25 protein-coding genes and 1 tRNA gene are annotated in these 20,449 nt (G+C 64.3%); 12 read left to right on the top strand and 14 right to left on the bottom strand.

Annotation, left to right across the window (positions count from 1 at the left end; genetic code table 11):
- Positions 1-364: 364 nt before the first annotated feature.
- Genes QU596_RS10580 through QU596_RS10565 form a run of 4 tightly spaced genes read left to right on the top strand, consistent with a single transcriptional unit; the run spans position 365 to position 4,270 of the window.
- Positions 365-1,450, top strand: a complete 1,086-nt coding sequence (locus QU596_RS10580) for a glycosyltransferase (RefSeq protein WP_308515476.1) — start codon at positions 365-367, stop codon at positions 1,448-1,450.
- Positions 1,447-2,613, top strand: a complete 1,167-nt coding sequence (gene glf / locus QU596_RS10575; protein ID WP_308515475.1) for a UDP-galactopyranose mutase — start codon at positions 1,447-1,449, stop codon at positions 2,611-2,613. Before QU596_RS10580 ends, glf begins: the two co-directional genes overlap by 4 nt.
- 47 nt (positions 2,614-2,660) lie before the next feature.
- On the top strand, positions 2,661-3,425 hold the full coding sequence (locus QU596_RS10570; RefSeq protein WP_308515474.1) for a histidine phosphatase family protein: 765 nt from the start codon (positions 2,661-2,663) through the stop codon (positions 3,423-3,425).
- Positions 3,422-4,270: an NAD(P)H-hydrate dehydratase gene (locus QU596_RS10565; RefSeq protein WP_308515473.1), complete on the top strand. Its 849-nt coding sequence runs from the start codon at positions 3,422-3,424 to the stop codon at positions 4,268-4,270. Before QU596_RS10570 ends, QU596_RS10565 begins: the two co-directional genes overlap by 4 nt.
- Here QU596_RS10565 and pyk read toward each other — a convergent pair.
- Entirely contained in the window at positions 4,267-5,727 is a 1,461-nt protein-coding gene (gene pyk, locus QU596_RS10560; RefSeq protein ID WP_308515472.1) for a pyruvate kinase, read from the bottom strand. The genes QU596_RS10565 and pyk overlap by 4 nt on opposite strands.
- 99 nt (positions 5,728-5,826) lie before the next feature.
- Between pyk and QU596_RS10555 the strand changes: the two genes are divergently transcribed.
- Positions 5,827-6,069 (top strand): DUF2312 domain-containing protein, encoded by a 243-nt coding sequence (locus QU596_RS10555; protein WP_308515471.1) that lies wholly within the window; start codon positions 5,827-5,829, stop codon positions 6,067-6,069.
- Between the two features lies 1 nt (position 6,070).
- On the opposite strand, the gene QU596_RS10550 is transcribed toward QU596_RS10555, so the two are convergent.
- Entirely contained in the window at positions 6,071-6,805 is a 735-nt protein-coding gene (locus tag QU596_RS10550) for a CPBP family glutamic-type intramembrane protease (protein ID WP_308515470.1), read from the bottom strand.
- Positions 6,806-6,848: 43 nt separating this feature from the next.
- Between QU596_RS10550 and QU596_RS10545 the strand changes: the two genes are divergently transcribed.
- Both QU596_RS10545 and ruvC read left to right on the top strand, forming a co-directional pair.
- Positions 6,849-7,592 (top strand): YebC/PmpR family DNA-binding transcriptional regulator, encoded by a 744-nt coding sequence (locus QU596_RS10545; protein ID WP_308515469.1) that lies wholly within the window; start codon positions 6,849-6,851, stop codon positions 7,590-7,592.
- On the top strand, positions 7,589-8,077 hold the full coding sequence (gene ruvC, locus QU596_RS10540; RefSeq protein WP_308517986.1) for a crossover junction endodeoxyribonuclease RuvC: 489 nt from the start codon (positions 7,589-7,591) through the stop codon (positions 8,075-8,077). The genes QU596_RS10545 and ruvC overlap by 4 nt, the downstream gene beginning before the upstream one ends.
- A gap of 10 nt (positions 8,078-8,087) precedes the next feature.
- On the opposite strand, the gene QU596_RS10535 is transcribed toward ruvC, so the two are convergent.
- Positions 8,088-8,178 (bottom strand) — tRNA-Ser (locus QU596_RS10535).
- Between the two features lie 99 nt (positions 8,179-8,277).
- On the opposite strand from QU596_RS10535, the gene QU596_RS10530 reads away from it, so the two are divergent.
- Genes QU596_RS10530 through QU596_RS10520 form a run of 3 tightly spaced genes read left to right on the top strand, consistent with a single transcriptional unit; the run spans position 8,278 to position 9,844 of the window.
- Positions 8,278-8,676: a metallopeptidase family protein gene (locus QU596_RS10530; protein ID WP_308515468.1), complete on the top strand. Its 399-nt coding sequence runs from the start codon at positions 8,278-8,280 to the stop codon at positions 8,674-8,676.
- Positions 8,673-9,230 carry an ABC transporter ATP-binding protein gene (locus QU596_RS10525; RefSeq protein WP_308515467.1) on the top strand — a complete coding sequence of 186 codons (558 nt, stop codon included), beginning with the start codon at positions 8,673-8,675 and terminating at the stop codon, positions 9,228-9,230. The genes QU596_RS10530 and QU596_RS10525 overlap by 4 nt, the downstream gene beginning before the upstream one ends.
- A complete protein-coding gene (locus tag QU596_RS10520) occupies positions 9,227-9,844 on the top strand; it encodes a heme exporter protein CcmB (RefSeq protein ID WP_308515466.1) in 618 nt (205 codons plus the stop codon). The genes QU596_RS10525 and QU596_RS10520 overlap by 4 nt, the downstream gene beginning before the upstream one ends.
- Here QU596_RS10520 and QU596_RS10515 read toward each other — a convergent pair.
- The 8 genes from QU596_RS10515 to QU596_RS10480 all read right to left on the bottom strand — a co-directional run bounded on the left by QU596_RS10515 (position 9,841) and on the right by QU596_RS10480 (position 15,319).
- Positions 9,841-10,704, bottom strand: a complete 864-nt coding sequence (locus tag QU596_RS10515; protein ID WP_308515465.1) for a class I SAM-dependent methyltransferase — start codon at positions 10,702-10,704, stop codon at positions 9,841-9,843. The two genes, QU596_RS10520 and QU596_RS10515, sit on opposite strands and share 4 nt — an antisense overlap.
- Entirely contained in the window at positions 10,701-11,921 is a 1,221-nt protein-coding gene (locus QU596_RS10510) for a M16 family metallopeptidase (protein WP_308515464.1), read from the bottom strand. The genes QU596_RS10515 and QU596_RS10510 overlap by 4 nt, the downstream gene beginning before the upstream one ends.
- On the bottom strand, positions 11,918-12,514 hold the full coding sequence (locus QU596_RS10505) for an SURF1 family protein (RefSeq protein WP_308515463.1): 597 nt from the start codon (positions 12,512-12,514) through the stop codon (positions 11,918-11,920). The genes QU596_RS10510 and QU596_RS10505 overlap by 4 nt, the downstream gene beginning before the upstream one ends.
- Entirely contained in the window at positions 12,511-12,882 is a 372-nt protein-coding gene (locus QU596_RS10500; RefSeq protein ID WP_308515462.1) for a DUF983 domain-containing protein, read from the bottom strand. The genes QU596_RS10505 and QU596_RS10500 overlap by 4 nt, the downstream gene beginning before the upstream one ends.
- Positions 12,879-13,697 carry a cytochrome c oxidase subunit 3 gene (locus QU596_RS10495; protein WP_308515461.1) on the bottom strand — a complete coding sequence of 273 codons (819 nt, stop codon included), beginning with the start codon at positions 13,695-13,697 and terminating at the stop codon, positions 12,879-12,881. The genes QU596_RS10500 and QU596_RS10495 overlap by 4 nt, the downstream gene beginning before the upstream one ends.
- A 37-nt stretch (positions 13,698-13,734) precedes the next feature.
- Positions 13,735-14,217, bottom strand: a complete 483-nt coding sequence (locus QU596_RS10490) for a cytochrome c oxidase assembly protein (RefSeq protein ID WP_420030976.1) — start codon at positions 14,215-14,217, stop codon at positions 13,735-13,737.
- Between the two features lie 65 nt (positions 14,218-14,282).
- On the bottom strand, positions 14,283-14,414 hold the full coding sequence (locus QU596_RS10485) for a hypothetical protein (RefSeq protein WP_308515459.1): 132 nt from the start codon (positions 14,412-14,414) through the stop codon (positions 14,283-14,285).
- Positions 14,411-15,319, bottom strand: a complete 909-nt coding sequence (locus QU596_RS10480) for a heme o synthase (RefSeq protein ID WP_308515458.1) — start codon at positions 15,317-15,319, stop codon at positions 14,411-14,413. The genes QU596_RS10485 and QU596_RS10480 overlap by 4 nt, the downstream gene beginning before the upstream one ends.
- 91 nt (positions 15,320-15,410) lie before the next feature.
- Here QU596_RS10480 and QU596_RS10475 point away from each other — a divergent pair, with 91 nt between their 5' ends.
- Both QU596_RS10475 and QU596_RS10470 read left to right on the top strand, forming a co-directional pair.
- Positions 15,411-16,049 (top strand): peptidylprolyl isomerase, encoded by a 639-nt coding sequence (locus tag QU596_RS10475; RefSeq protein WP_308515457.1) that lies wholly within the window; start codon positions 15,411-15,413, stop codon positions 16,047-16,049.
- Positions 16,046-16,612 carry an FKBP-type peptidyl-prolyl cis-trans isomerase gene (locus QU596_RS10470; protein ID WP_308515456.1) on the top strand — a complete coding sequence of 189 codons (567 nt, stop codon included), beginning with the start codon at positions 16,046-16,048 and terminating at the stop codon, positions 16,610-16,612. Before QU596_RS10475 ends, QU596_RS10470 begins: the two co-directional genes overlap by 4 nt.
- Before the next feature lie 9 nt (positions 16,613-16,621).
- On the opposite strand, the gene QU596_RS10465 is transcribed toward QU596_RS10470, so the two are convergent.
- The 3 genes from QU596_RS10465 to ctaD all read right to left on the bottom strand — a co-directional run bounded on the left by QU596_RS10465 (position 16,622) and on the right by ctaD (position 20,440).
- A complete protein-coding gene (locus QU596_RS10465; RefSeq protein ID WP_308515455.1) occupies positions 16,622-18,379 on the bottom strand; it encodes a TIR domain-containing protein in 1,758 nt (585 codons plus the stop codon).
- Positions 18,376-18,648 carry a DUF4242 domain-containing protein gene (locus QU596_RS10460; protein ID WP_308515454.1) on the bottom strand — a complete coding sequence of 91 codons (273 nt, stop codon included), beginning with the start codon at positions 18,646-18,648 and terminating at the stop codon, positions 18,376-18,378. The genes QU596_RS10465 and QU596_RS10460 overlap by 4 nt, the downstream gene beginning before the upstream one ends.
- 118 nt (positions 18,649-18,766) lie before the next feature.
- The gene (ctaD, locus tag QU596_RS10455) at positions 18,767-20,440 is read right to left on the bottom strand and encodes a cytochrome c oxidase subunit I (RefSeq protein WP_308515453.1); all 1,674 of its coding nucleotides are present in this window, start codon (positions 20,438-20,440) and stop codon (positions 18,767-18,769) included.
- Positions 20,441-20,449: the final 9 nt, after the last annotated feature.

Here is a 20,449-nt window from a genome sequence, read left to right as displayed (position 1 = left end):
CCGCCGCGTCTTCCACGGCAGGCGGTGCGGGTCAACCGAATGGCCGTCGCATGAGAAGTGTCGGGTGGGTAACTTTCCTTAGCGCCGGAGTTTGGCGCGAGTCCGAAACGTTCTGGCGCGCGTTGCAGTGCAGCATACGGGTTTTTGTATTAACTCTGGTTAATCGCGAGGAACTGCCGGGCCTCGGTTCCGTTCTTGTTCTGGGTTTTCCCACAACATGGAGGAAAGAGCGAAAATGCTGACGCGCGTCGGGGTGCCCGTAACACATCAAGCCGAGCCCTCGGCGCCAACGCCGGAGGCTGCGACGCTTCTGTGTTTTTCGCACTTGCGGTGGAACTTTGTATTTCAGCGTCCTCAGCACCTGATGACCCGCTTCGCGCGGGAAATGCAGGTCATCTATTGGGAAGAACCGGTCGATATCGGTCCCAAGGAGACCGCATTCCTGCAGGTTCGTGAGGCAGAAGATGCGGCGAACGTCCGCGTGATCGTCCCGCACTTGCCGCAAGGCATGCCGGAGGATGCGCGGGAGGCCGCGCTGAAGCGTCTGCTGGACGCGCATGTTGCCTCGATCCGCGGACCGCTGATTGCCTGGTATTACACGCCGATGATGCTGCCTTTCTCGCGGCACCTGGATGCTGACGTCGTCGTGTTCGACGCGATGGATGAGCTCAGCAAGTTCAAGTTCGCTCCGGCAAAGCTGCTGGAGCTCGAGCAGGAAGTGATCGACCGCGCGGACGTCGTCTTCACCGGCGGCGCAAGCCTGTTCGAGGCCAAGAAGGACCGTCACGCCAACGTGCATTGCTTCCCTTCGTCGGTCGACCGCGCGCACTTCTGCAAGGCTCGGGCCCATTTGTTCGATCCGGCCGACCAGGAAGATTTGCCGCGTCCGCGCCTTGGCTTCTACGGCGTGCTCGACGAGCGGTTCGACATCGACCTGCTCGATGCGGTTGCGAAGATGCGGCCGGACTGGTCGTTTGTCATGGTCGGCCCTGTCGTTAAGATCGCGCCGGAAGACCTCCCGAAGCGCAGCAACATCCACTACCTCGGCGGCAAGACCTATGAGCAGCTCCCGGCCTATCTATCGGGTTGGGACGTAGCGTTGATGCCGTTTGCGATGAACGAATCGACGCAGTTCATTTCGCCGACGAAGACGCCGGAATATCTGGCGGGCGGCAAGCCGGTAGTCTCGACGCCGATCCGCGACGTTGTCCGCACGTACGGTCATCTTGAAGGCGTCAAGATCGCGTCGACGCCGAACGAGTTCGTCGCGGCTTGCGAGGAAGCGCTAAAGCTTTCGCACGATCCGGAAAGCGGATGGCTCGCGGAAGCCGACCTGATGCTCTCGGCGGCCAGTTGGGACACGACCCAGGCGCGGATGATGGGTCTCATCAGCGACGTTCTGGGCGTTCGCCAAGGCGCTGATCCGGCGCTGCTCGTAGCAGCGGAATGAGCGCGGATCAGAGCGGCGAAGGCCGCTACGACTATCTCGTCGTCGGGGCCGGCTTTGCCGGCTCCGTCATAGCCGAACGTCTGGCGAGCCAGCACGGCGCGCGCGTACTGGTGATCGACAAGCGCCCGCACATTGCGGGCAATGCCTACGACGAGCCGAACGAAGCCGGGATCCTCTATCACAAGTACGGCCCGCACATCTTCCACACCAACAGCGACCAGGTTGTCGACTACCTGTCGCAGTTCACGGAGTGGCGGCCGTACGAGCATCGCGTTCTTGCGCGCGTCCGGGACAGGCTGGTGCCAATCCCGATCAACCGGAAGACCCTGAACGAGTTGTTCGACCTCGACCTGAAGACGGACGAAGAAGCTGCCGACTATCTCGCCTCGCGCGCCGAGCCGGTTGAGAACATTCGCACGTCCGAGGACGTCGTGATCAACGCCGTCGGCCGCGAGCTCTACGAGTTGTTCTTCCAGGGCTACACGCGCAAGCAATGGGGGCTAGACCCGAGCGAGCTCGACAAGTCGGTGACCGCCAGGATTCCGACGCGGACGAACACGGACGACCGCTATTTCACCGACACGTTTCAGGCGATGCCGCGCGACGGCTACACCGCCATGTTCGCGCGCATCCTCGACAACCCCTTGATTGAAGTGCGTACCGGCGTCGACTTCCGCGATCTCAAGGATCGCGTCGACGAAATCGCCGACCACGTCGTTTATACCGGTCCGATCGACGAATATTTCGATCACCGCTTCGGGAAGCTGCCCTATCGCAGCCTGAAGTTCGACCATCAGACGCTGGAGCAGGATCGCTTCCAGGAAACCGGGACGGTCAACTACCCGGCGCCCGACGTTCCCTACACGCGGATTAGCGAATACAAATATCTGACCGGACAAGAGTCGCCGGTGACGACCGTCACCTACGAATATCCTTCTGCCGAGGGCGATCCTTATTACCCAATCCCGCGCCCGGAGAATCAGGAGCTGTTCAAGCGCTACGAAGCGCTGGCTGACGCAACCGAAGGCGTGACTTTCGTCGGCCGACTGGCCACCTATCGCTATTACAACATGGACCAGATCGTCGGTCAGGCGCTCGCGACGTTCCGGCGCATGGATGAAAAGCGGCGGGCGAGTGCGCCGGAGGCAATTGCCGCGGAATGACGGCACCAACCTGATGCTCAAGCTTTAGAGCGTCAGGAGGAACGCGGATGGCGCAAAATTGGCCTCAGCGATTGTGGCTGGTGCGACACGGGCAGAGCCAGGGAAATGTCGCGCGTGATGCCGCTGAAGAGGCGGACGCGCATGAGATCGACATCGACATGCGCGATGTCGACGTTCCGCTGTCCGCCCTTGGCGTCGAGCAGGCAAAGGCGGCCGGCCGCTGGTTTGCCGCGATGCCGCGCGAGGAACGGCCCGAGATCATCCTGTCGTCACCTTATGTCCGTGCCAAGCAAACCGCGGAGATCATTTGCCAGGCTGGCGCGCTTGCGGGCGGCAAGGCCAAAACGCTCATCGATGAGCGTTTGCGCGAGCGTGAATTCGGCATCTTCGACCGCCTAACAACGCTGGGTATTCGCGAGCGATTCCCGGAGGAAGCCGCGCACCGGAAACGCCTTGGCAAATTCTACCACCGGCCGCCCGGCGGAGAGAGCTGGGCCGACGTCATTCTCCGCCTGCGGTCGATGCTCAACACGATCAACCTGCATTATTGCGACCGCCGGGTGATGATCGTTTGCCATCAGGTGGTCGTCCTCTGCTTCCGCTACATCCTCGAGGAGTTGGACGAGGCGCAGATCCTCGGCATCGACAAGCAGGCCGAGGTGCTGAACTGCGGCATCGCCGCCTATGAGTTCGATGCGGACGTCAAGGGACTTTGCGTGCCGACGTTGGACCTCTGGAATTATGGGGCGCCGCTGGAGGCCGAGGGCGCGTCGAAGACCTCCGCTCCGGATCTCATGACTGGAACACGGTGAAGCTCGACCGGCACGCGCTTAAGGCTCATCCGCTGCCGCCAGCCGGCAACGGCGGCAAGGAAGACAAGGGCCGCATCCTGATTATCGGCGGCAGCCGAGACGTCCCGGGCGCGGCATTGCTTGCCGCGACCGCGGCCATGCGTACCGGCGCCGGCCAGCTGGCCATCGCAACGGTCGAGAGCGCTGCGCAGCACCTTGCGATCGCCATGCCGGAAGCGATGGTGGCCGGCTTGCCTGAGGTTCGTGGCGGCGGCTTTGCCACGGCGGCAGTGGGAAATTTGAAAGCGCTGGCAGGAAAGGCTGACGCGGTCGTCGCCGGGCCCGGCGTTCGACCGAGTGCCGCCTGTGCGAAAATCACGGAGGCGCTGATGGCGACCGACGCAGCATTGGCGCTGGACGTCGCAATGTTGAAGGCGTTGCAGCCCCCGCGGCAGCCAAGGGCCAAGCCTGCCATTCTCTTGCCCGACAACGACGAATTGGCATCGCTGCTGGACTGCGACGAGGCCGAGATCGAAGCCGATCCGGTCGCCTGCGGACAACGCGCAGCTGCGCGTTATCGGGCGATCGTCCACGTCAAAGGCGCTACTGGTTACGTTGTATGCCCCGAAGGCGAAGTCTGGACGCACGAATCCGGGGCGACAGGGTTGGGCGTATCGGGCAGTGGGGACGTGCTTTCGGGCATCGTCGGGGGTCTGCTCGCCCGTGGCGCAGAGCCGCTCACGGCACTGCTCTGGGCCGTCTGGCTGCACGGCCAGGCCGGCATTCACCTGAGCAAAACGGTCGGACCGATCGGTTTTCTCGCGCGAGAGATCGCCGACGCGATCCCGGCCGTGCTCCCGCGCTAATTGCCGCTGTAGCGGTCGAGCTCGTCGCCGATTAGCCGGACGACGTGCAGCACGTTGGTTGATCCCGCCTTGCCGAACGGGATACCGGCCATGACGATGACGCGATCGCCGCCTTTGGCGATCTGGTGGCGCAGCGCCATGCGCTTGGCCTTTTCCACCATCTCCTCGAAATTCGAAACGTCGCGGGTGTGGACCGCGTGGACGCCCCACAGGAGGCCCATGCGGCGTGACGTGTGGAGCGATGCGCTCATTGCCAGCAACGGTACCGGCGGCCGTTCGCGCGCGATCCGCCGCGCGGTCGAACCGGAGCTTGTGTAGCAGAGCATTGCGGTAGCGGAGATCGTGCTGGCGATCTGCCGCGCGGATCCAGCCAGCGCGTCGGCGGTCGTCGCCTCAAGGCGGATCTGCGTGAAGTGAACCCGCTCCTGGTAACTCGGGTCGCGTTCCACGCTGACCGCGATGCGGTCCATCATTTGCACCGCTTCACACGGGTATTTACCGGCCGCGCTTTCCGCCGACAGCATCACCGCATCGGCGCCGTCGTAGATGGCCTTGGCGACGTCGCTGACTTCCGCTCGCGTCGGCGTCGGCGAGGTGATCATCGATTCCAGCATCTGCGTCGCGACCACCACGGGCTTGCCGTACTGCCGCGCCGTCGCGACGATCTTGTTCTGTAGCGGCGGAACCTGCTCGGGCGGCAGTTCGACACCGAGGTCACCGCGCGCGACCATCACCGCGTCGGCCAGCGCGACGATGTCGTTAAGCCGATCGACCGCTGCCGGCTTCTCGATTTTCGCGAGCAAAGCGGCACGATCGCCGATCAACGTCCGCGCCTCAGCAACGTCTTCAGGACGCTGCACGAACGACAACGCGATCCAGTCTGCCCGTTGCTCCAATGCAAACTTGAGGTCGTCGCGATCCTTGTCGGTGAGCGCGGGGATCGGCACCAGCACGTCTGGCACGTTGACGCCCTTATTGTCCGACACGGTCCCGCCGACCTTCACTTCGCAGACGATCTCGCCGTCGGCGACCTTGACGACGTTGAGGCGGACCTTGCCGTCGTCGATCAGGATATTGGTCGCCGGCCGAACCGCATCGAACAGCTCGGGGTGCGGCAAGAGGACGCGCTGGGCATCGCCCGGTTCGTCCTTCTGATCGAAGATAAAGCGCGCACCGGTTTCCAGCGTCGCCTTGCCGTCCTTGAACTGGCCGACCCGAAGCTTCGGGCCCTGCAGGTCGAACAGGATCGTCGTGGGCCGCCCGAATTCCTTTTCGAGCGCACGGATGGCCTCGACCAGCTTGGCTTTCTGCTGCTGGTCGCCGTGGCTCATGTTGATGCGGAAGGCGTCGGCGCCAACCATCATCAACGAGCGGATCATCGCCGGACTGCTGGACGCCGGACCCAGCGTCGCCAGGATCTTCACCTTGCGGCTTCGCGGCGGCAGCAATTCGGTCACGGTAATTCCTTCGGCTGGGCGCGCCCGCCTTAGCCGCTTGCCATGATGGTTCAAGCCGCTAGAGCCGCGGCGACCACGTCAAATTGGAGTTCACGAAGCATGGCGGAAGGCACCGTCGCGGCCGACCAGTTGCGGCTGTTCATCGAGCGCATCGAGCGGCTCGAAGAGGAAAAGAAGGGCATCGCCGACGACGTCAAGGACGTCTACGCCGAGGCCAAGTCGAACGGCTACGACACCAAGACGATGCGCGCGATCGTGCGCCTGCGGAAGATGGAGACGCATGCGCGCCAGGAAGCCGACGCGCTGCTCGAAACCTATCGCCAGGCGCTCGGCCTCGAATAGGCTAGCTGCCCATTCCCGACCCAAGCGCCACGGCCATGATTATGCTGTTGTGGAGCATGTGGAGGAGGATGTTCGACCACATCCCCAGCTTTACGCGGGCGTAGCCGAGGATGGTGCCGAGCACGAGCTGCGGCGCCACCCACAGCACGGCCAGCCGATTTTGACCGATCGTCAAATTGGTGAGGTGAACGAGCCCGAAGGCCAGGCAGCTGATCCAGTATAGGTAGGGAAAGAGCCGCTGGTAACCGTGGCTCGCCCGGTCACCGCGGAGCCAGAGCAGAGAACCGGCCAGCCCGGCGATCAGTGCCGCACCGAGCGCGATCGTCGCGGACCAGTTCAGTCTCGGCACCAGCATCAAGCCCCCGGCGACGGTGATGAGCGACCCATATAAGCCGAACGCGCGCGGCGTGCCGGAAAGCCATCCGCGAAAAGCGGCCTCCTCGACCACCGGACCGATCAGGACGATCAACAGCCAAAGCGTGCCGGTGATTTTCAGGCCGTCGAGCGCGTGGTGCGGCATTTCCGCGCCGAGATTGACGACCAGCAGGGCAATTCCCGCCAGAACCAGCATCACCAAAAGGTCGAGCGCGAACAGCGCCAAGGTTGCTCGGGAAGCCGCCGCGCCAAAGCCGGTCGGAGCCTCCGGCAAGCGAGGCCGCCGGACGAACTGGATATAGTCGCGCCACACCTCGCGTAAGGCCGGAAATGCTGTCTGGCTTGTGCTGATCTCGCTCACCCGTCTAGTGCACTGTCAAATTCACCCGTTCCGAGCAGACGAGATGGCAGGCCACAGTAAATTCAAGAACATCATGTACCGCAAGGGCGCGCAGGACAAAAAGCGCTCGGCGCTCTTTTCCAAGCTCAGCCGCGAAATCACCGTCGCGGCAAAAATGGGGCTGCCCGACCCTGACGCCAACGCGCGTCTTCGCGCCGCGGTGATCGCGGCCCGCGCACAATCGATGCCCAAGGACAATATCCAGCGCTCGATCGACAAGGCTGCGGGCAGCGATGCGGATAATTATGAAGAGATCCGCTACGAAGGCTTCGGTCCCGGCGGCGTCGCGATCATCGTCGAGGCGCTGAGCGACAACCGCAACCGTACCGCCACCAACGTCCGCACGGCCTTTTCGAAGAATGGCGGCAACCTCGGCGCCAGCGGCAGCGTCAGCCACGGCTTCGAACGGCTTGGCCTGATCGAATACCCGGCCAGCGCCGGTGACGCCGACAAGGTGCTGGAAGCGGCGATCGAAGCGGGGGCCGAAGACGTGCAGAGCGACGAGGACGGTCATCGCATCTGGACGAGCGTCGAAAGCCTGCATGAAGTCGCGCGCGCGCTGGAAGGCTTGCTTGGCGAAGGCGAAGGCGCCAAGCTCGCGTGGAAGCCGACGACCGAAGTCGAAGTCCGCGGCGACGACGCGGCGACGCTGATGAAGCTGATCGACACGCTGGAAGAGGACGACGACGTCCAGACCGTGTGGGGCAATTACGATGTGCCCGAGGATGAACTGGAGAAGCTGGCCTGAAGATCCTCGGTCTCGATCCGGGCCTCGGCACCACCGGCTGGGGTCTGATCGAGGCGAACGGCAACCGGCTTAGCCACATCGCCAATGGCCAGATCAAGACCGACACTGCGGCGCCCCTGCCGCGTCGATTGTGTGCGCTGGCCGACCAACTCGAAGCGCTGATCGCCGACCACGCGCCCGCCGGCGCGGCCGTCGAGGAAGTGTTCGTCAACAAGAACGCGCAATCGACGCTAAAGCTTGGCCAGGCGCGGGGCGTCATCCTGATGTGCGCCGCCCGTGCGGGGATCGACGTCGGAGAATATGCGCCCGCGTTGGTCAAGAAAGCCGTGGTCGGCACAGGCGGCGCGGAGAAGCCCCAGGTGCACGCCATGGTCTCTCGCCTGCTCCCCGGGGCCAAGATCGCGGGCGCGGACGCGGCCGATGCGCTGGCGGTGGCGATCACCCACGCGCACCATCTGGCAACCCACCGCGCTCTCAAGCGCTAATTTCCCGAAATGGCGGAGCGGGAGGGATTCGAACCCTCGATACGGTTTTGCCGTATACTCACTTTCCAGGCGAGCGCCTTCGACCACTCGGCCACCGCTCCGCATTCGCTGGAAGGGCGCTCCTTAGGTAAGCCGCCGCGCAAGGGCAACACGCCGCGCAACCTTGCAGGCCCTGCGCGCCAGCCCCTATGCCGCGACCGATGCGCAGCTTCGGGGCTTCACCTACGCTCGACGAGATCGAGGACATCGCCCGGGCTGCGATGCGCGCACTGCCCTCGCCATTTGCGGATAGTTTGGGCGCCGTCGTTTTGCAGGTCGAGGAATTCGCCGATGATGCGACGCTGCGCTCGCTCGGTATCGAGGATCCGTTCGAGCTGAGCGGCCTCTACGAGGGCATCCCGCTGCCGCAGCAAAGCGTCGAGCAGTCGGGCACGCTCCCGGAACGCATCCGCCTGTTTCGCGGCGCGATCCTCGACGAATGGGCGAGCCGCGACGTCAGCCTCGAGCAACTGGTCGGGCACATCGTCGTGCACGAGGTCGGCCATCACTTCGGCCTCAGCGACGAGGACATCCATGCGCTCGAAGCGAGCGTGCCTTGACCGCATTGCTCCGCTTCAGTGACGTAATTCTGCGACGCGGCGGCCGCCTGCTGTTCGATGGCCTGAGCTTCGATCTGCGGCCGGGGGACGCGCTGCAGGTCCGGGGCCGCAACGGGAGCGGCAAGTCCAGCCTGATCCGTCTCGCAGCCGGGTTGCTCGAGCAGGAACATGGGAAGGTAGAGCGCTCCACCCTCGCGCTTGCCGACGATCATGTCGCCCTCGATCGCGAGCGCTCCCTACGCGCGTCACTCTCGCTATGGGGCGGCAATATCGACCAGGCGTTGGAAACATACCGGCTCAGCCATTTGGCCGCTGTCCCGGTGCGCCTGCTGTCCTCGGGCCAGCTCAAGCGCGCGACGCTGGCGCGGGTTCACGCTTCGGCGGCGCCCCTCTGGCTCCTCGACGAACCGCTCAACGCGCTGGACGCGGACGGCATCGCAGAACTCGACAGTGCTATCATCACGCACCTTGCGAGCGGAGGCGCGGTACTCGCAGCGTCCCACCAGCAGCTGCCGGGCCAATGGCGCACGATCGATTTGGAGCACCAGCCATGATCGGCGCCCTGATCGCGAGGGATGTTCGACGAGCGCTGCAGGGCCAGGCCTGGCTGCCCATCGCCTTCTTCGTTCTGGTGATTGCACTGATGCCGTTCGCCGTGGGGCCGGACGCACGCATCCTTGCCCGCATCGGTCCCGGTGTCCTGTGGATCGCCGCGCTGACCGCCGCTTTGCTTCCCATAGAACGATTGATCGAACCTGACCGTGCCGACGGCGTCCTCGATCAGCTGACGATCTGCGGACTCACCGACGAGAGCATCGCGGTTGCCAAGATCACCGCTCACTGGCTCACTTTCGGGCCGCTGTTACTGCTCGCCGCGCTGCCCGGGGCTGCCTTGCTCGGCATGGATGGATCGGCACTCCTTCGTGCTGAAGCCGCCTTGGCAGTTGGGACCGTCGCACTAGCTGCGCTCGCGGTCGCCGTCGCGACGGTCATCGCGGGACTCCCACGGGCAGGCGCGCTTGCCGGGCTCCTGCTGCTTCCGCTCACCGTCCCGCTGCTGATCTTTGGCGTAGCCGACGCATTGCTGCTCGAAACCGCAGTAGCGCTACTGCTTACAGCAGGGGCGCCGTTCGTCGCGGGCGCGGCGATCCGCGCTGGTCGAACCTAGTCGCGACTCCACCGGGCGAAGATCGCAGTCGGGAGCAGCAGACCGCGAGCCTCTTCGCGCACGGCCATCTCGCCGCACACCACCTCGCCGCCGAGGTCGCTAAACGTCTGCTTGACCAGTTCGCCGATGGCCAGCGCCGACATGCGAACCGCGTAGACGGTCAGCACGAGGAAACGGCTGTCGGCATCGAGCAACCGCCGGCAGTCCGCCAGCAGCGGCGCGAGATTTTCCTCGAGTCGCCACACCTCGCCCGTCGGCCCGCGCCCAAACTTCGGGGGATCCAGCAATATACCATCGTAGCGCCGCTCGCGGCGCACCTCGCGCGCGGTGAACTTGCTGGCGTCGTCGACGATCCAGCGGATCGGCCGGTCGGCCATTCCCGACAGCGCAGCATTTTCCTTGCCCTGCTCGACCGACTTCTTCGACGCGTCGACATGCACCAGCCGGCCGCCCGCCTCACTCAGCAGGAGACTGCCGACGCCGGTATATCCGAACAGGTTGAGCACGTCGGCGTCGGCCGCGCGCTCGCGCATCCAATCCCACTGCGGGGCCATGTCCGGGAAGAATCCAAGGTGCCGAAACGGCGTCAGCGACGCCTGAAATTTCACGCCGTCGCGGGCGAGAGGCCATTGGCGCTCGACCGGACGCTGCTCGACCCAGCGCCCACCGCCTTCCTCATCCGATCCCGGCATGAAGGTCGCATCGGCATCCCATTCCGGCAGCGCCGGCGCCCACATCGCCTGCGGCTCCGGCCGGACGACCTTGTATCGCCCATAGCGCTCGAACTTCTCGCCATGTCCCGAATCGATCAGGCCCCAGTCGGCCCACGGTTCGGCGACGATCGTGAGCAGATCGCTCACGCGGCCAGCTTGGCGCCGACGCTCGCCAACGCGCGTGGCCCGGCGATCATGCGCTCACCTACCGCTCGCACCTCATCAAGTGTGACCGCATCAAGTCGCGCAACGATCTCGGCCGGTTCGATCAGTTCCCGGTCCCGCAGCAAGCGGGTGGCCAGATAGCTCGCCTGCCCCCAGCAGCTTTCCAGGCTCATCATCATGCCCGCCTTGGCCAAGGCCCGCGCCCGTTCGAGGTCGCGCTGCCCGAGACCCGCTGCCGCATCCGCGAGCACGCGCTCGATCTCCGCGTGGACATGAGCCGCATTGTCGCGATCGCTGGCGGCATAACACCAGAACATGCCCGTATCGGCGTAGTTCTGCGTCCCGCCCGCTACGGAATAAGCGAGCCCCTGATCTTCGCGCAGCTGCTGGAACAGCCAGGACGACGAGCCCGCACCAACAACGTCCGCGAACAATTGCGAGGCGTAAGCGTCGGCGGCGCTCCACTCCGGCGCCGCCATTGCGAGAGCGACATGGGCCTGCGCGCTCTTGCGACGACCGTTGCGCCGGCCGCCGGTGAAGCGGGCGCGATCCTCGGCAAGGGCTATACCCTCCGGCATTGAGCCGAACGCTTTCTCCGCCAAGTCCACTAGGCGCGCATGCTCCAGCTTGCCGGCGCCGACGAGGACCAGCGACCCTGGCACATACTGCGTCCGCAGCCAGTCCTGCAGGTCGTCCGGCGTCACCGCGCCGATGGTCCGCTGATCGCCAAGCACCGATCGCCCGATCGCCTGGTCGGCGAAGCTCGCTTCCTGCAGCAGATCGAACACTAGGTCCGACGCCGTGTCGTTCGCCTCGGCCAGCTCCTGCAGCACCACCTTCTTCTCCAGCTCTAGGTGCTGCGGGTCGAAGTGCGGACGGCGGATCAGGTCAGCCAGCAGGTTCACGCCGAGGTCCAGGTCGGGTGCCAATAGGCTTAGGTAAAAGGCAGTCAGCTCGCGATCGGTCGACGCGTTGAAGTCGCCGCCGACATCCTCGACCAGTTCGCTGATCTCGCGCGCCGACTTCCCGCCTGCGCCCTTGAACACCATGTGCTCGAACAGGTGTGCAACGCCATTGAGGTGCGCCGGCTCGTTTCGCGAGCCAGTTGCCGCGTACAGCCCAACCGCGATCGTCTCGACGCTTTGCATCGGCCGGGTCGCAACGCGCAGCCCATTGGCAAGGGTACTGAGCTGCATCATCGCGACGCACCTCCCGCCAGCCGCTTGCGGACCGCCAATCCGTAAATGATCAGTGCCGTGAGCGCGAAAGCGAACCATTGCAGCGCGTAGGAACGGTGGTTGTTCGGGATGGCGTCCAGCGACGGTGGCGCGCTAGGCTCGAGGCCTGGCGGTGCACTGGCGGCGACCAGCCGCAGCCGCGTCTTGCTGTCAGGCGCGATGACGCCGCTGACCAGCCCGCCGCGCCACTGCGCGCGCGCATTGGGATTCTTCGACCAGCCGAGCTCTACGCTCATGCCAGGCCCTTCGGCGCCGGTCGCACAATCCACGATGTGGACGAAGCCGGGCTCGCCGCCTTGGTTTTCCCCCGCGGCCGTCCGCTCGCCGATGGTGCGAAAGCACATGCCCGTCGCGTGACGAAAAAGCGGAAGCTGCGCATCGGGGGTCGGCACGGTCGGAAATTCAACTGGGGGGAGCTTCTCCGCCTGCGCATAGCGCGCGATCAGGCCGTCCTTCCACCGCGCCCGTTGCAGCTGCCAGAAGCCCAGGCCGATCATGGTGGCGACGGCGGCGAGCACGAGGATCGTCGGGATGATGGGCAACCGCCGTATCATTCCGCGATCCGTCCTTCACGCGCGCGGTGCTTATACTCCTGTGCGAGTAGCCATCCCTTGGAAACGCGCAGACCGCCGATCGTCAGCGCTGTTGCGATCGGGATCCAGATCAGGTGAACCCACCAGGGCGGCGACGCCGCGCCGTCCAGCACCAGTGCTCCGACCACGGTGATCGTCCCGACGATGAAGATCAGGAACGCTGCAGGGCCGTCGCCGACGTTGAAGCTGGCGAAATCGAGCCCGCAGGCGCGGCAGCGGTCCGCGAAACTCGCCAGGCCGGCAAACAAGGTCCGCTCGCCACAGCGCGGGCACAGGCCCTGGAGCGCCGCGCGAGCGGAGGAAACGGCAGGCTTGTCCTTTGAAATCACCCCGCGTGCGGCGCGCCCCAACCGCCCCACACGTAGATGACGGTGAACAGGAACAGCCACACGACGTCGACGAAGTGCCAGTACCAGGCGGCGGCTTCGAAGCCGAAATGCTGCTTGGGCGTGAAGTCGCCGCGGTTGGCGCGGATCAGGCAAACGATCAGGAAGATCGTGCCGACCAGCACGTGGAAACCGTGGAAGCCCGTCGCCATGAAGAAGGTCGAGCCGTAGATGCTGCCTTTGAAGGCGAACGGCGCATGCGCATATTCCCAGCCCTGCACGAACGTGAAGGTCGCGCCGAGCAGGATCGTCAGCAGCAGGCCGAGCTTTAGCCCGTCGCGATTGCCGTGGATCAGGGAATGGTGCGCCCAGGTGACCGTCGTGCCGGAGCACAGCAGGATCATCGTATTGAGCAGCGGGAAACCCCACGGATTGAGCACCTCGATGCCCTTTGGCGGCCAGTGACCGCCCACTGCGTCCACCGCGGATGGGAACAGCGACGCATCGAAGAAGGCCCAGAACCAGGCTAGGAAGAACATCACCTCGGAGGCGATGAACATGATCATGCCGTAGCGCAGGTGAAGCTGGACGACGGGAGTGTGATAGCCGCCGTGCGCCTCACGGATCGTGTTGCCCCACCAATTGTACATGGTGACGAGCACGCCGAGCAGGCCGAGGCCGAAGATGAACTTGCCGTATTCGTTGGCGTGGAACCACATCACCAGGCCGCCGAACATGATGCCGGCGGTCATGGCGCCGATCAGCGGCCAGGGATCCGGCTCGACCAGGTGATAATCATGGTTCTTCGTGGCGGCCATATTGTTGAGCTTCCCCTAAGTTCGCTTTGCTCCGCCTCTAGCGGGCAGCGGTGCCTGTTTCCACTGGGTAAAATGTGTAGCTCAGCGTGATCTCGCTGATGTCCTTGGTGTCCGGATCCTTGAGGATCTTCGGGTCGACGAAGAACAGCACGGGCATGTCGACCTTCTCACCCGGTTTCAGCGTCTGCTCGGAAAAGCAGAAGCACTGGATCTTGTTGAAATATTTGCCGGCCTGGTCAGGCGTGACGTTGAACACGGCCTGCCCGGTCCACGGGCGCGCGCTGAGGTTTTGCGCGCGGTAGAAGATCTGCGTCTTCGCACCGGGCTTAATCTGCACCGTCGTCTGTTCGGGTTCAAAGCGCCACGGCAGTCCGGGGTGAATGTTGGCATCGAAACGGATGCTGATCTTGCCCGCTACCGCGCCAGGCGCGCGCTCGGCCCGCAGGGGTGTGCCGCCGAATCCCGTCGCTTCGCAAAAAGCCTGATAAAGTCGAGGCGTGAAGGCCGTCAGCAAGACCATCGCGCCAATGATAGAGAGCAAAATCAGCAGGACCTTCTTATGGTTCTGCGGCGCCACGACCGTGTTCACCAATTCATCCCCGTCTTCGCGATGGTGATGAAGAAAAGCAGCACGACGAACGCGCCCAGCAGCAAGGCCGTAACGCGCGCGCGGCTGCGCTGGCGCTGACGGATAACCTCGTCCTCGGCTTGCGTCACGCCAGCCACCGGTCCGCCACCAGCACCGCAAACAAGGCGAAGAGATAAAATACCGAATAAGCGAACAGATGCTTTTCCGGACCCATGTCGGCGGGCTCTGTCGCGCGGTTGGCGGCGACCCGCCCCGCCAGCACGAGGAATACGAAGCTGAGCACGGCGGCGCTAATTCCGTAAACGGCGCCCGTCAGGGCCAGCGGCCACGGCGCAATCGCGGCAGCCACCATCGGCAGCGTGTAGATGAAGATCTGGCGACGCGTGGTCTCGGGTCCCGACACCACTGGCAGCATCGGAATGCCCGCCGCCGCATAGTCCGACCGGACGAACAGGCTCAGCGCCCAGAAGTGCGGCGGCGTCCACAGGAAAATGATGGCGAACAGCAGCACCGGCAGCGTCGCCACTTGCCCGGTGGCGGCGACCCAGCCAATCAGCGGCGGAAAGGCACCCGCGGCGCCCCCGATGACGATATTCTGCGCCGTGCGCGGCTTCAGCCACACGGTGTAAATTAGCACGTAGAAAAGGATCGACGCGGCGAGCAGCGCGGCCGCCAGCCAGTTGGTCGCGAGGCCCATCAGCAGCACCGAGAACGCGCCCAGCCCAACGCCGAAATGCAGCGCGGCTTCGCGGTCCATCCGGCCGGCGGGAAGCGGGCGGTTGGCGGTCCGCCGCATCTTGGCGTCAATGTCAGCCTCGTACCATTGGTTGAGCGCCCCGCAGGCGCCCGCGCCAAGCGCGATGCACAGGATCGCAGTAAAGCCTAGTACCAGCGGCGGCATGGCCGGCGCGGCCAGCAAACCGCACAATCCGGTGAAGACAACCAGGTACATCACGCGCGGCTTCGTCAGCGCGACGAAATCGCGCCAGTCGGCCGGCAGCGCGGCTGGATTCGACATCTCCAGGGTTGGCATGCCGGCGCCTATAAGGCGTTGGCCGGAAGAGGAAAAGCCCGTCCCAGCGGAAGGCTGGCGATGTTCATCTTGGCTTTGCTATGCCGCTCACATGAAACGGCTCATCCTTGCATCACTTCTGGCCGCTGCGCTCCCGGCGCAAGCTCTCGCCCAAGTGTCCCCGCCATCACCTGCGGCGTCACCAGCGCCGGCCGAAGATCTCGTTCCAGTGGCCCTTGAAACCAGCCTTGGCCGGATCGTCATCGCACTCGATCGGGGCCGCGCGCCGATCACCACGGCGAACTTCCTCCGGTACGTCGACAGCCACCGCTTCGATGGCCAGAACTTCTACCGCGCGATGCACGTCGCCGACGGCAAGGGCGGCGACGGCGGCCTGATCCAGGGCGGCATTACCACCGACGCCCGCAAGCTATTTTCGGGGATCGCGCACGAGCCCACGAGCCAGACCGGGATCAAGAACACCGCGGGCGCCATCTCCATGGCCAATGCCGGTCCGGGAACCGCGAAGTCCGACTTCTTCATTCTGCTCTCCGATATGCCGGGGCTCGACGCCGGGGGCCCAGGCGGGGACGCCAACGGCTTTGCCGCCTTTGGTCATGTGATCGAAGGCATGGATGTGGTGAAGCAGATCTGGAACGCGCCGACCTCCCCGACGAAGGGCGCCGGCGTCATGAAAGGGCAGATGCTCGAACCGCAGGTGAAAATTCTGAAGGCGACGCGCGTCAAATGATGCCGCGTTCCATGCTCCGCACTGCCGTTACGGTGTTGGCCTCGCTCGCGATCACCGCGCCAGCGCCAGCTTCGACGGTGAAGGATAAGCCGCCGAAGTTACGTTCATCCAAAGCAAAGCGATCTACCGCATCCGCCACGGCAAAGCCCCCGACGACCAAGCCCGGCCCCGATTTCCTGGTTCGCAACGGCAAGGCGCGCGGGGTCGTCACCACCAAAAGTGGCCTTCAATATTATGTGGTCAAATCGGGTCCGAAGAAGGGTGCGCACCCCGTCGACGGCGATCAGGTGACGTTTGATTACGAAGGTACGCTGACGACGGGCGAGAAGTTCGACAGCAGCTTCGATCGCGGCGAGCCGATCACGGGCGATGTCGGCCGCTTCGTGCCCGGCTTTACCGAAGCGCTGAAGCTCATGCGCCCAGGCGACGATTGGATCGTCTGGATTCCGCCGGAGCTCGGTTACGGCCCCGAAGACACGGGACCGATCCCCGGCAACAGCGTTCTGCGCTTCCGCCTTAAACTGATTTCCGTCGGCACGCCGCCGACTGATCGAGCGAGTTGAGCGCCATCATCAGCTAACGCGCTGCGGCTGGTCGATCTCGTGCCGCTGCGATGACTGCTCCAGCAGCGCCGCGAACCTTGGATCATCGCGCAGGGGATCGAGATCGGGGTCGGTTGCTGCAATCTTTGCGACATGCGCGGGCGCTAGTGGCAAAGTGCTCGCCAGCATTTTGATCGCGGCATCCTTGTCGCCGACGTAGCCGGCAAGCACGCAGGCGAAATTGTAGCGCATGTTGAGGTTATCGGGATCGACCAGCATCGCCCGCTCGATCCACTCGCGCGTCCGCTCCTTCTCGCCTAGGAGAGCGTGACCGCCCGCAAGGATGCCGAGCGCCGCGCCGTTGCTCGGGTCCTGCTGCACCGCGCGGCGGGCTTCTGAGATCATTTTCGTGCCGGCGTGCCGCAGCTTCGCGGTATCGCCCTGTGCCCGATAACAGGTCGAAAGCATCGCCCAGGTGTGGAAGTCGTCATCGACCAATTCCACCGCCCGCTCGTAATGGTGCGTGGCGCGCTCCACTTCTCGGCGGTTAAGGAAGAACCGGCCAGCTTCGCGGTTCACCTCCCACGAATCCTCGCCGTTGCGAATCGCCGCCTCCATTTCGGCTGCGGCCTTTTCATCTTCACCGCGATGGAGAAGCCGCCGCACGATCGGCAGCCGTGCCTGCGGGATTGAGGGGTCGATCGACAGAGCCGCATTGGCGGCGGCGAATCCGTCGTCCATCTCGCGACCGTATTGGTAGCAAAGGCTGGACTGGGCGATTGCCAGCAGCGCCCAAGCGTCCGCGTAGTAAGGATCGATTTCCACCGCCCGGCTGCAAATCCGCATCACGCGTTCTTCACGGCGGACGTCCCCATGATTGCCCGTCACCCAATATTGCCGCGCCAGCAGGTACAGGTTGTACGCTTCGGGACTGCTAGTCCGCCGTTGCTCGATGGCCTTCTTCTCTTGAGGCAGCAGCTTTAGCTTCAGCGCTTTGACGATGGCTTCGGAAATCTCGTCCTGGATGGTGAAGATGTCGGTGAGGTCGCGATCGTAGCGCTCCGCCCACACGTGCCCGCCAGTGCGGCCGTCGATGAGTTGGGCATTGATCCGCACGCGGTCGCCGACTTTCCGCACGCTGCCCTCGAGGACATGGGTTACCTCCAGTTCGCGCGCGACCTCGCACACGTTGACCGAGCGGCCCTTGAAAGTGAAAGCGGTGTTGCGGGCGATGACCTCCAGCGCCGAGACTTGCGAAAGATCGGTCGTAATGTCCTCGCTAATGCCGTCGCTGAAATATTCCTGCTCCGGGTCGCCGCTCATGTTCTGGAACGGGAGCACGCAAACCGACAGCTCACGCGCGGCGCTTCGCTTGCTCGCGGTCGTGGCTGGCGTTCCCGCGAGTTCCGACACGCTGCCAACCAGCTTGCGCCAGCCCGGCGCCGTGGGTTCGCCGTCCCAGCCTTTGAGGTCGGCGCACTGGATCTGGTTGAATGGCAGTGGCGGGATGGTGCCGTCGAGCGTCGCCTGCACCAGGGTCAGCCGGCTGCGCGCCGAATCCGCCTCCGCGCGCACCCACTGCGACTTCGCAGCCTCCGCCGACCACAAGACCAGTACGGCCTTGGCGCCGACGATTCGTTCTTCGATCACTTCGGCATAGGCGCGGTGCACGGGAAGCTCGTCGTCTCGCCAGACCTCGAATTCATGGCTTCGCAACTGGTCGGCGATCCGGCTTGCGAGCGGCTCGTCGGCTCGCGCGTAGGAGATGAAGACGTGGTTGCCCGTCACTCTGCCGTGGTCGGGTCGATCGTGGTTCGCACCTGGGCGATCTTGTTCGCAGGGAAGCCGCCGCGCTGCGCATGCTCGCGGATCATCTCCTCGTTCGGCGCGCGGTAGAGGCAGTAGATCTTGTTGTCGGTGACGTAACTGTGCACCCACTGGATTTGCGGCCCAAGATCGCGCAGCACCGAGCAGGACGTCTGCGAGGCCATCTTAAGGTCCTCGGGCCCGAGTTGCCCCGCTCCCGGCATTTCCCGCTCAATGACGAACTGGGGCATCGACACACCTCCCGCCGTTAACCGTGCGTGAAACGCTCATATCACGCTTCATGCGGCAGGTTAAGAAAAGGCCCCGGGTTTCCCCGAGGCCTTTCCGGTTTGTCTCTCGTGCGGCGGACTAATCGATCCGCGGCAGGGTCGAATATTGGTGGAACGGCGGCGGGCTGGACAGCGTCCATTCCAGCGTCGTCGCGCCTTCACCCCAGGGGTTGTCCGGCGCCTTCTTGCCGGCCGCGAGCGACCAGAAGATGTTCACGAAGAAGATCGCGACGCCGACGATGGTGATCATGTAGCCGTAGGTAGCGATCTGGTTCCATTCGCGGAACGCCGGCGTGTAGTCCGGGATACGCCGCGGCATGCCGTCGAGGCCCAGGAAGTGCATCGGGAAGAAGATGATGTTCACGCCGACGAACATCACGAAGAAGTGAAGCTTGCCGAGGAACTCATTGTACATCTTGCCGCTCATCTTCGGGAACCAGTAGTAGAAGCCCCCGAAGATCGCGAAGACCGCGCCGAGGCTGAGCACGTAGTGGAAGTGCGCGACCACGTAATAGGTGTCGTGCATGTAGTTATCGACACCGCCGTTCGCGAGGACGACGCCGGTGACGCCGCCCACGGTGAACAGGAAGATGAAGCCGATCGCCCACAGCATCGGCGTCTCGAAGGTGATCGAGCCACCCCACATGGTGGCGATCCAGCTGAAGATCTTCACGCCGGTCGGGACCGCGATGATCATCGTCGCGGCGGTGAAATACATCTTCTCGTCGACGCTCATGCCCGTGGTGAACATGTGGTGCGCCCAGACGACGAAACCGATCACGCCGATCGCGACCATGGCGTAGGCCATGCCGAGATAGCCGAACACCGGCTTGCGGCTGAAGGTCGCGACGATCTGGCTGATCATGCCGAAGCCCGGCAGGATCATGATGTACACCTCGGGGTGACCGAAGAACCAGAACAGGTGCTGGTAGAGCACCACGTTGCCGCCGCCCGAAGCATCGAAGAAGGTCGTGCCGAAGTTGCGGTCGGTCAGCAGCATGGTGATTGCGCCCGCCAGCACCGGCAGCGCCAGCAGCAGCAGGAAGGCGGTGACCAGCACCGACCACACGAACAGCGGCATTTTGTGCAGGGTCATGCCCGGCGCGCGCATGTTGAAGATGGTGGTGATGAAGTTGATCGCGCCGAGGATCGAACTGGCGCCCGCAAGGTGGAGCGAGAAGATCGCCATATCGACCGCCGGACCCGCTGAGCCCGACGTAGAAAGCGGCGCATAGACCGTCCAGCCGGTGCCCGCGCCAAGACCGGTGCCGCCGCTGACGAAGGTCGAGCCGAGCAGCAGCAGGAAGGCCGGGATCAGCAGCCAGAAGCTGATGTTGTTCATGCGCGGGAAGGCCATGTCCGGCGCGCCGATCATCAGCGGCACGAACCAGTTACCGAAGCCGCCGATCATCGCCGGCATGACCATGAAGAACACCATGATCAGACCGTGCGCGGTGATCAGCACGTTCCAGTGATGGGTCCATTCGTCAAAGTTCGCGGTGCCGGCGCCGAACGGCCAGGCGCGGTTCAGCACCTGGATGCCCGGCTCCATCAGTTCCCAGCGCATGATGCCCGAGATGCCGCCGCCGATGATCCCCGCGATGATCGCGAAGATCAGATAGAGCGTGCCGATGTCCTTGTGGTTCGTCGACATGAACCAGCGGGCAAAGAAGCCCGGCTTGTGATCAGCATCATGGTGCGCGTCATGCGCTTCGTGCGGCTGAAGATGGAGCGAGTCGGCAGTCGTGCTCATGGGAACTCT

The organism is Sphingomonas flavescens, from assembly GCF_030866745.1.
Lineage (GTDB): Bacteria > Pseudomonadota > Alphaproteobacteria > Sphingomonadales > Sphingomonadaceae > Sphingomicrobium > Sphingomicrobium flavescens.
The sequence above is the reverse complement of the archived record's forward strand: the minus strand, read 5'-3'. Positions and strand labels throughout refer to the sequence as shown.

Excerpts from the sequence above, each read along its gene's own strand:
- QU596_RS10580 (WP_308515476.1), top strand. The coding sequence starts at position 365 with ATGACCCGCTTCGCGCGGGAAATGCAGGTCATCTATTGGGAAGAACCG.
- glf (WP_308515475.1), top strand. The coding sequence starts at position 1,447 with ATGAGCGCGGATCAGAGCGGCGAAGGCCGCTACGACTATCTCGTCGTC.
- QU596_RS10570 (WP_308515474.1), top strand. The coding sequence starts at position 2,661 with ATGGCGCAAAATTGGCCTCAGCGATTGTGGCTGGTGCGACACGGGCAG.
- QU596_RS10555 (WP_308515471.1), top strand. The coding sequence starts at position 5,827 with ATGGCGGAAGGCACCGTCGCGGCCGACCAGTTGCGGCTGTTCATCGAG.
- QU596_RS10545 (WP_308515469.1), top strand. The coding sequence starts at position 6,849 with ATGGCAGGCCACAGTAAATTCAAGAACATCATGTACCGCAAGGGCGCG.
- QU596_RS10530 (WP_308515468.1), top strand. The coding sequence starts at position 8,278 with ATGCGCAGCTTCGGGGCTTCACCTACGCTCGACGAGATCGAGGACATC.
- QU596_RS10520 (WP_308515466.1), top strand. The coding sequence starts at position 9,227 with ATGATCGGCGCCCTGATCGCGAGGGATGTTCGACGAGCGCTGCAGGGC.
- QU596_RS10510 (WP_308515464.1), bottom strand. The coding sequence starts at position 11,921 with ATGATGCAGCTCAGTACCCTTGCCAATGGGCTGCGCGTTGCGACCCGG.
- QU596_RS10505 (WP_308515463.1), bottom strand. The coding sequence starts at position 12,514 with ATGATACGGCGGTTGCCCATCATCCCGACGATCCTCGTGCTCGCCGCC.
- QU596_RS10495 (WP_308515461.1), bottom strand. The coding sequence starts at position 13,697 with ATGGCCGCCACGAAGAACCATGATTATCACCTGGTCGAGCCGGATCCC.
- QU596_RS10490 (WP_420030976.1), bottom strand. The coding sequence starts at position 14,217 with ATGGTCTTGCTGACGGCCTTCACGCCTCGACTTTATCAGGCTTTTTGC.
- QU596_RS10480 (WP_308515458.1), bottom strand. The coding sequence starts at position 15,319 with ATGCCAACCCTGGAGATGTCGAATCCAGCCGCGCTGCCGGCCGACTGG.
- QU596_RS10475 (WP_308515457.1), top strand. The coding sequence starts at position 15,411 with ATGAAACGGCTCATCCTTGCATCACTTCTGGCCGCTGCGCTCCCGGCG.
- QU596_RS10470 (WP_308515456.1), top strand. The coding sequence starts at position 16,046 with ATGATGCCGCGTTCCATGCTCCGCACTGCCGTTACGGTGTTGGCCTCG.
- QU596_RS10460 (WP_308515454.1), bottom strand. The coding sequence starts at position 18,648 with ATGCCCCAGTTCGTCATTGAGCGGGAAATGCCGGGAGCGGGGCAACTC.
- ctaD (WP_308515453.1), bottom strand. The coding sequence starts at position 20,440 with ATGAGCACGACTGCCGACTCGCTCCATCTTCAGCCGCACGAAGCGCAT.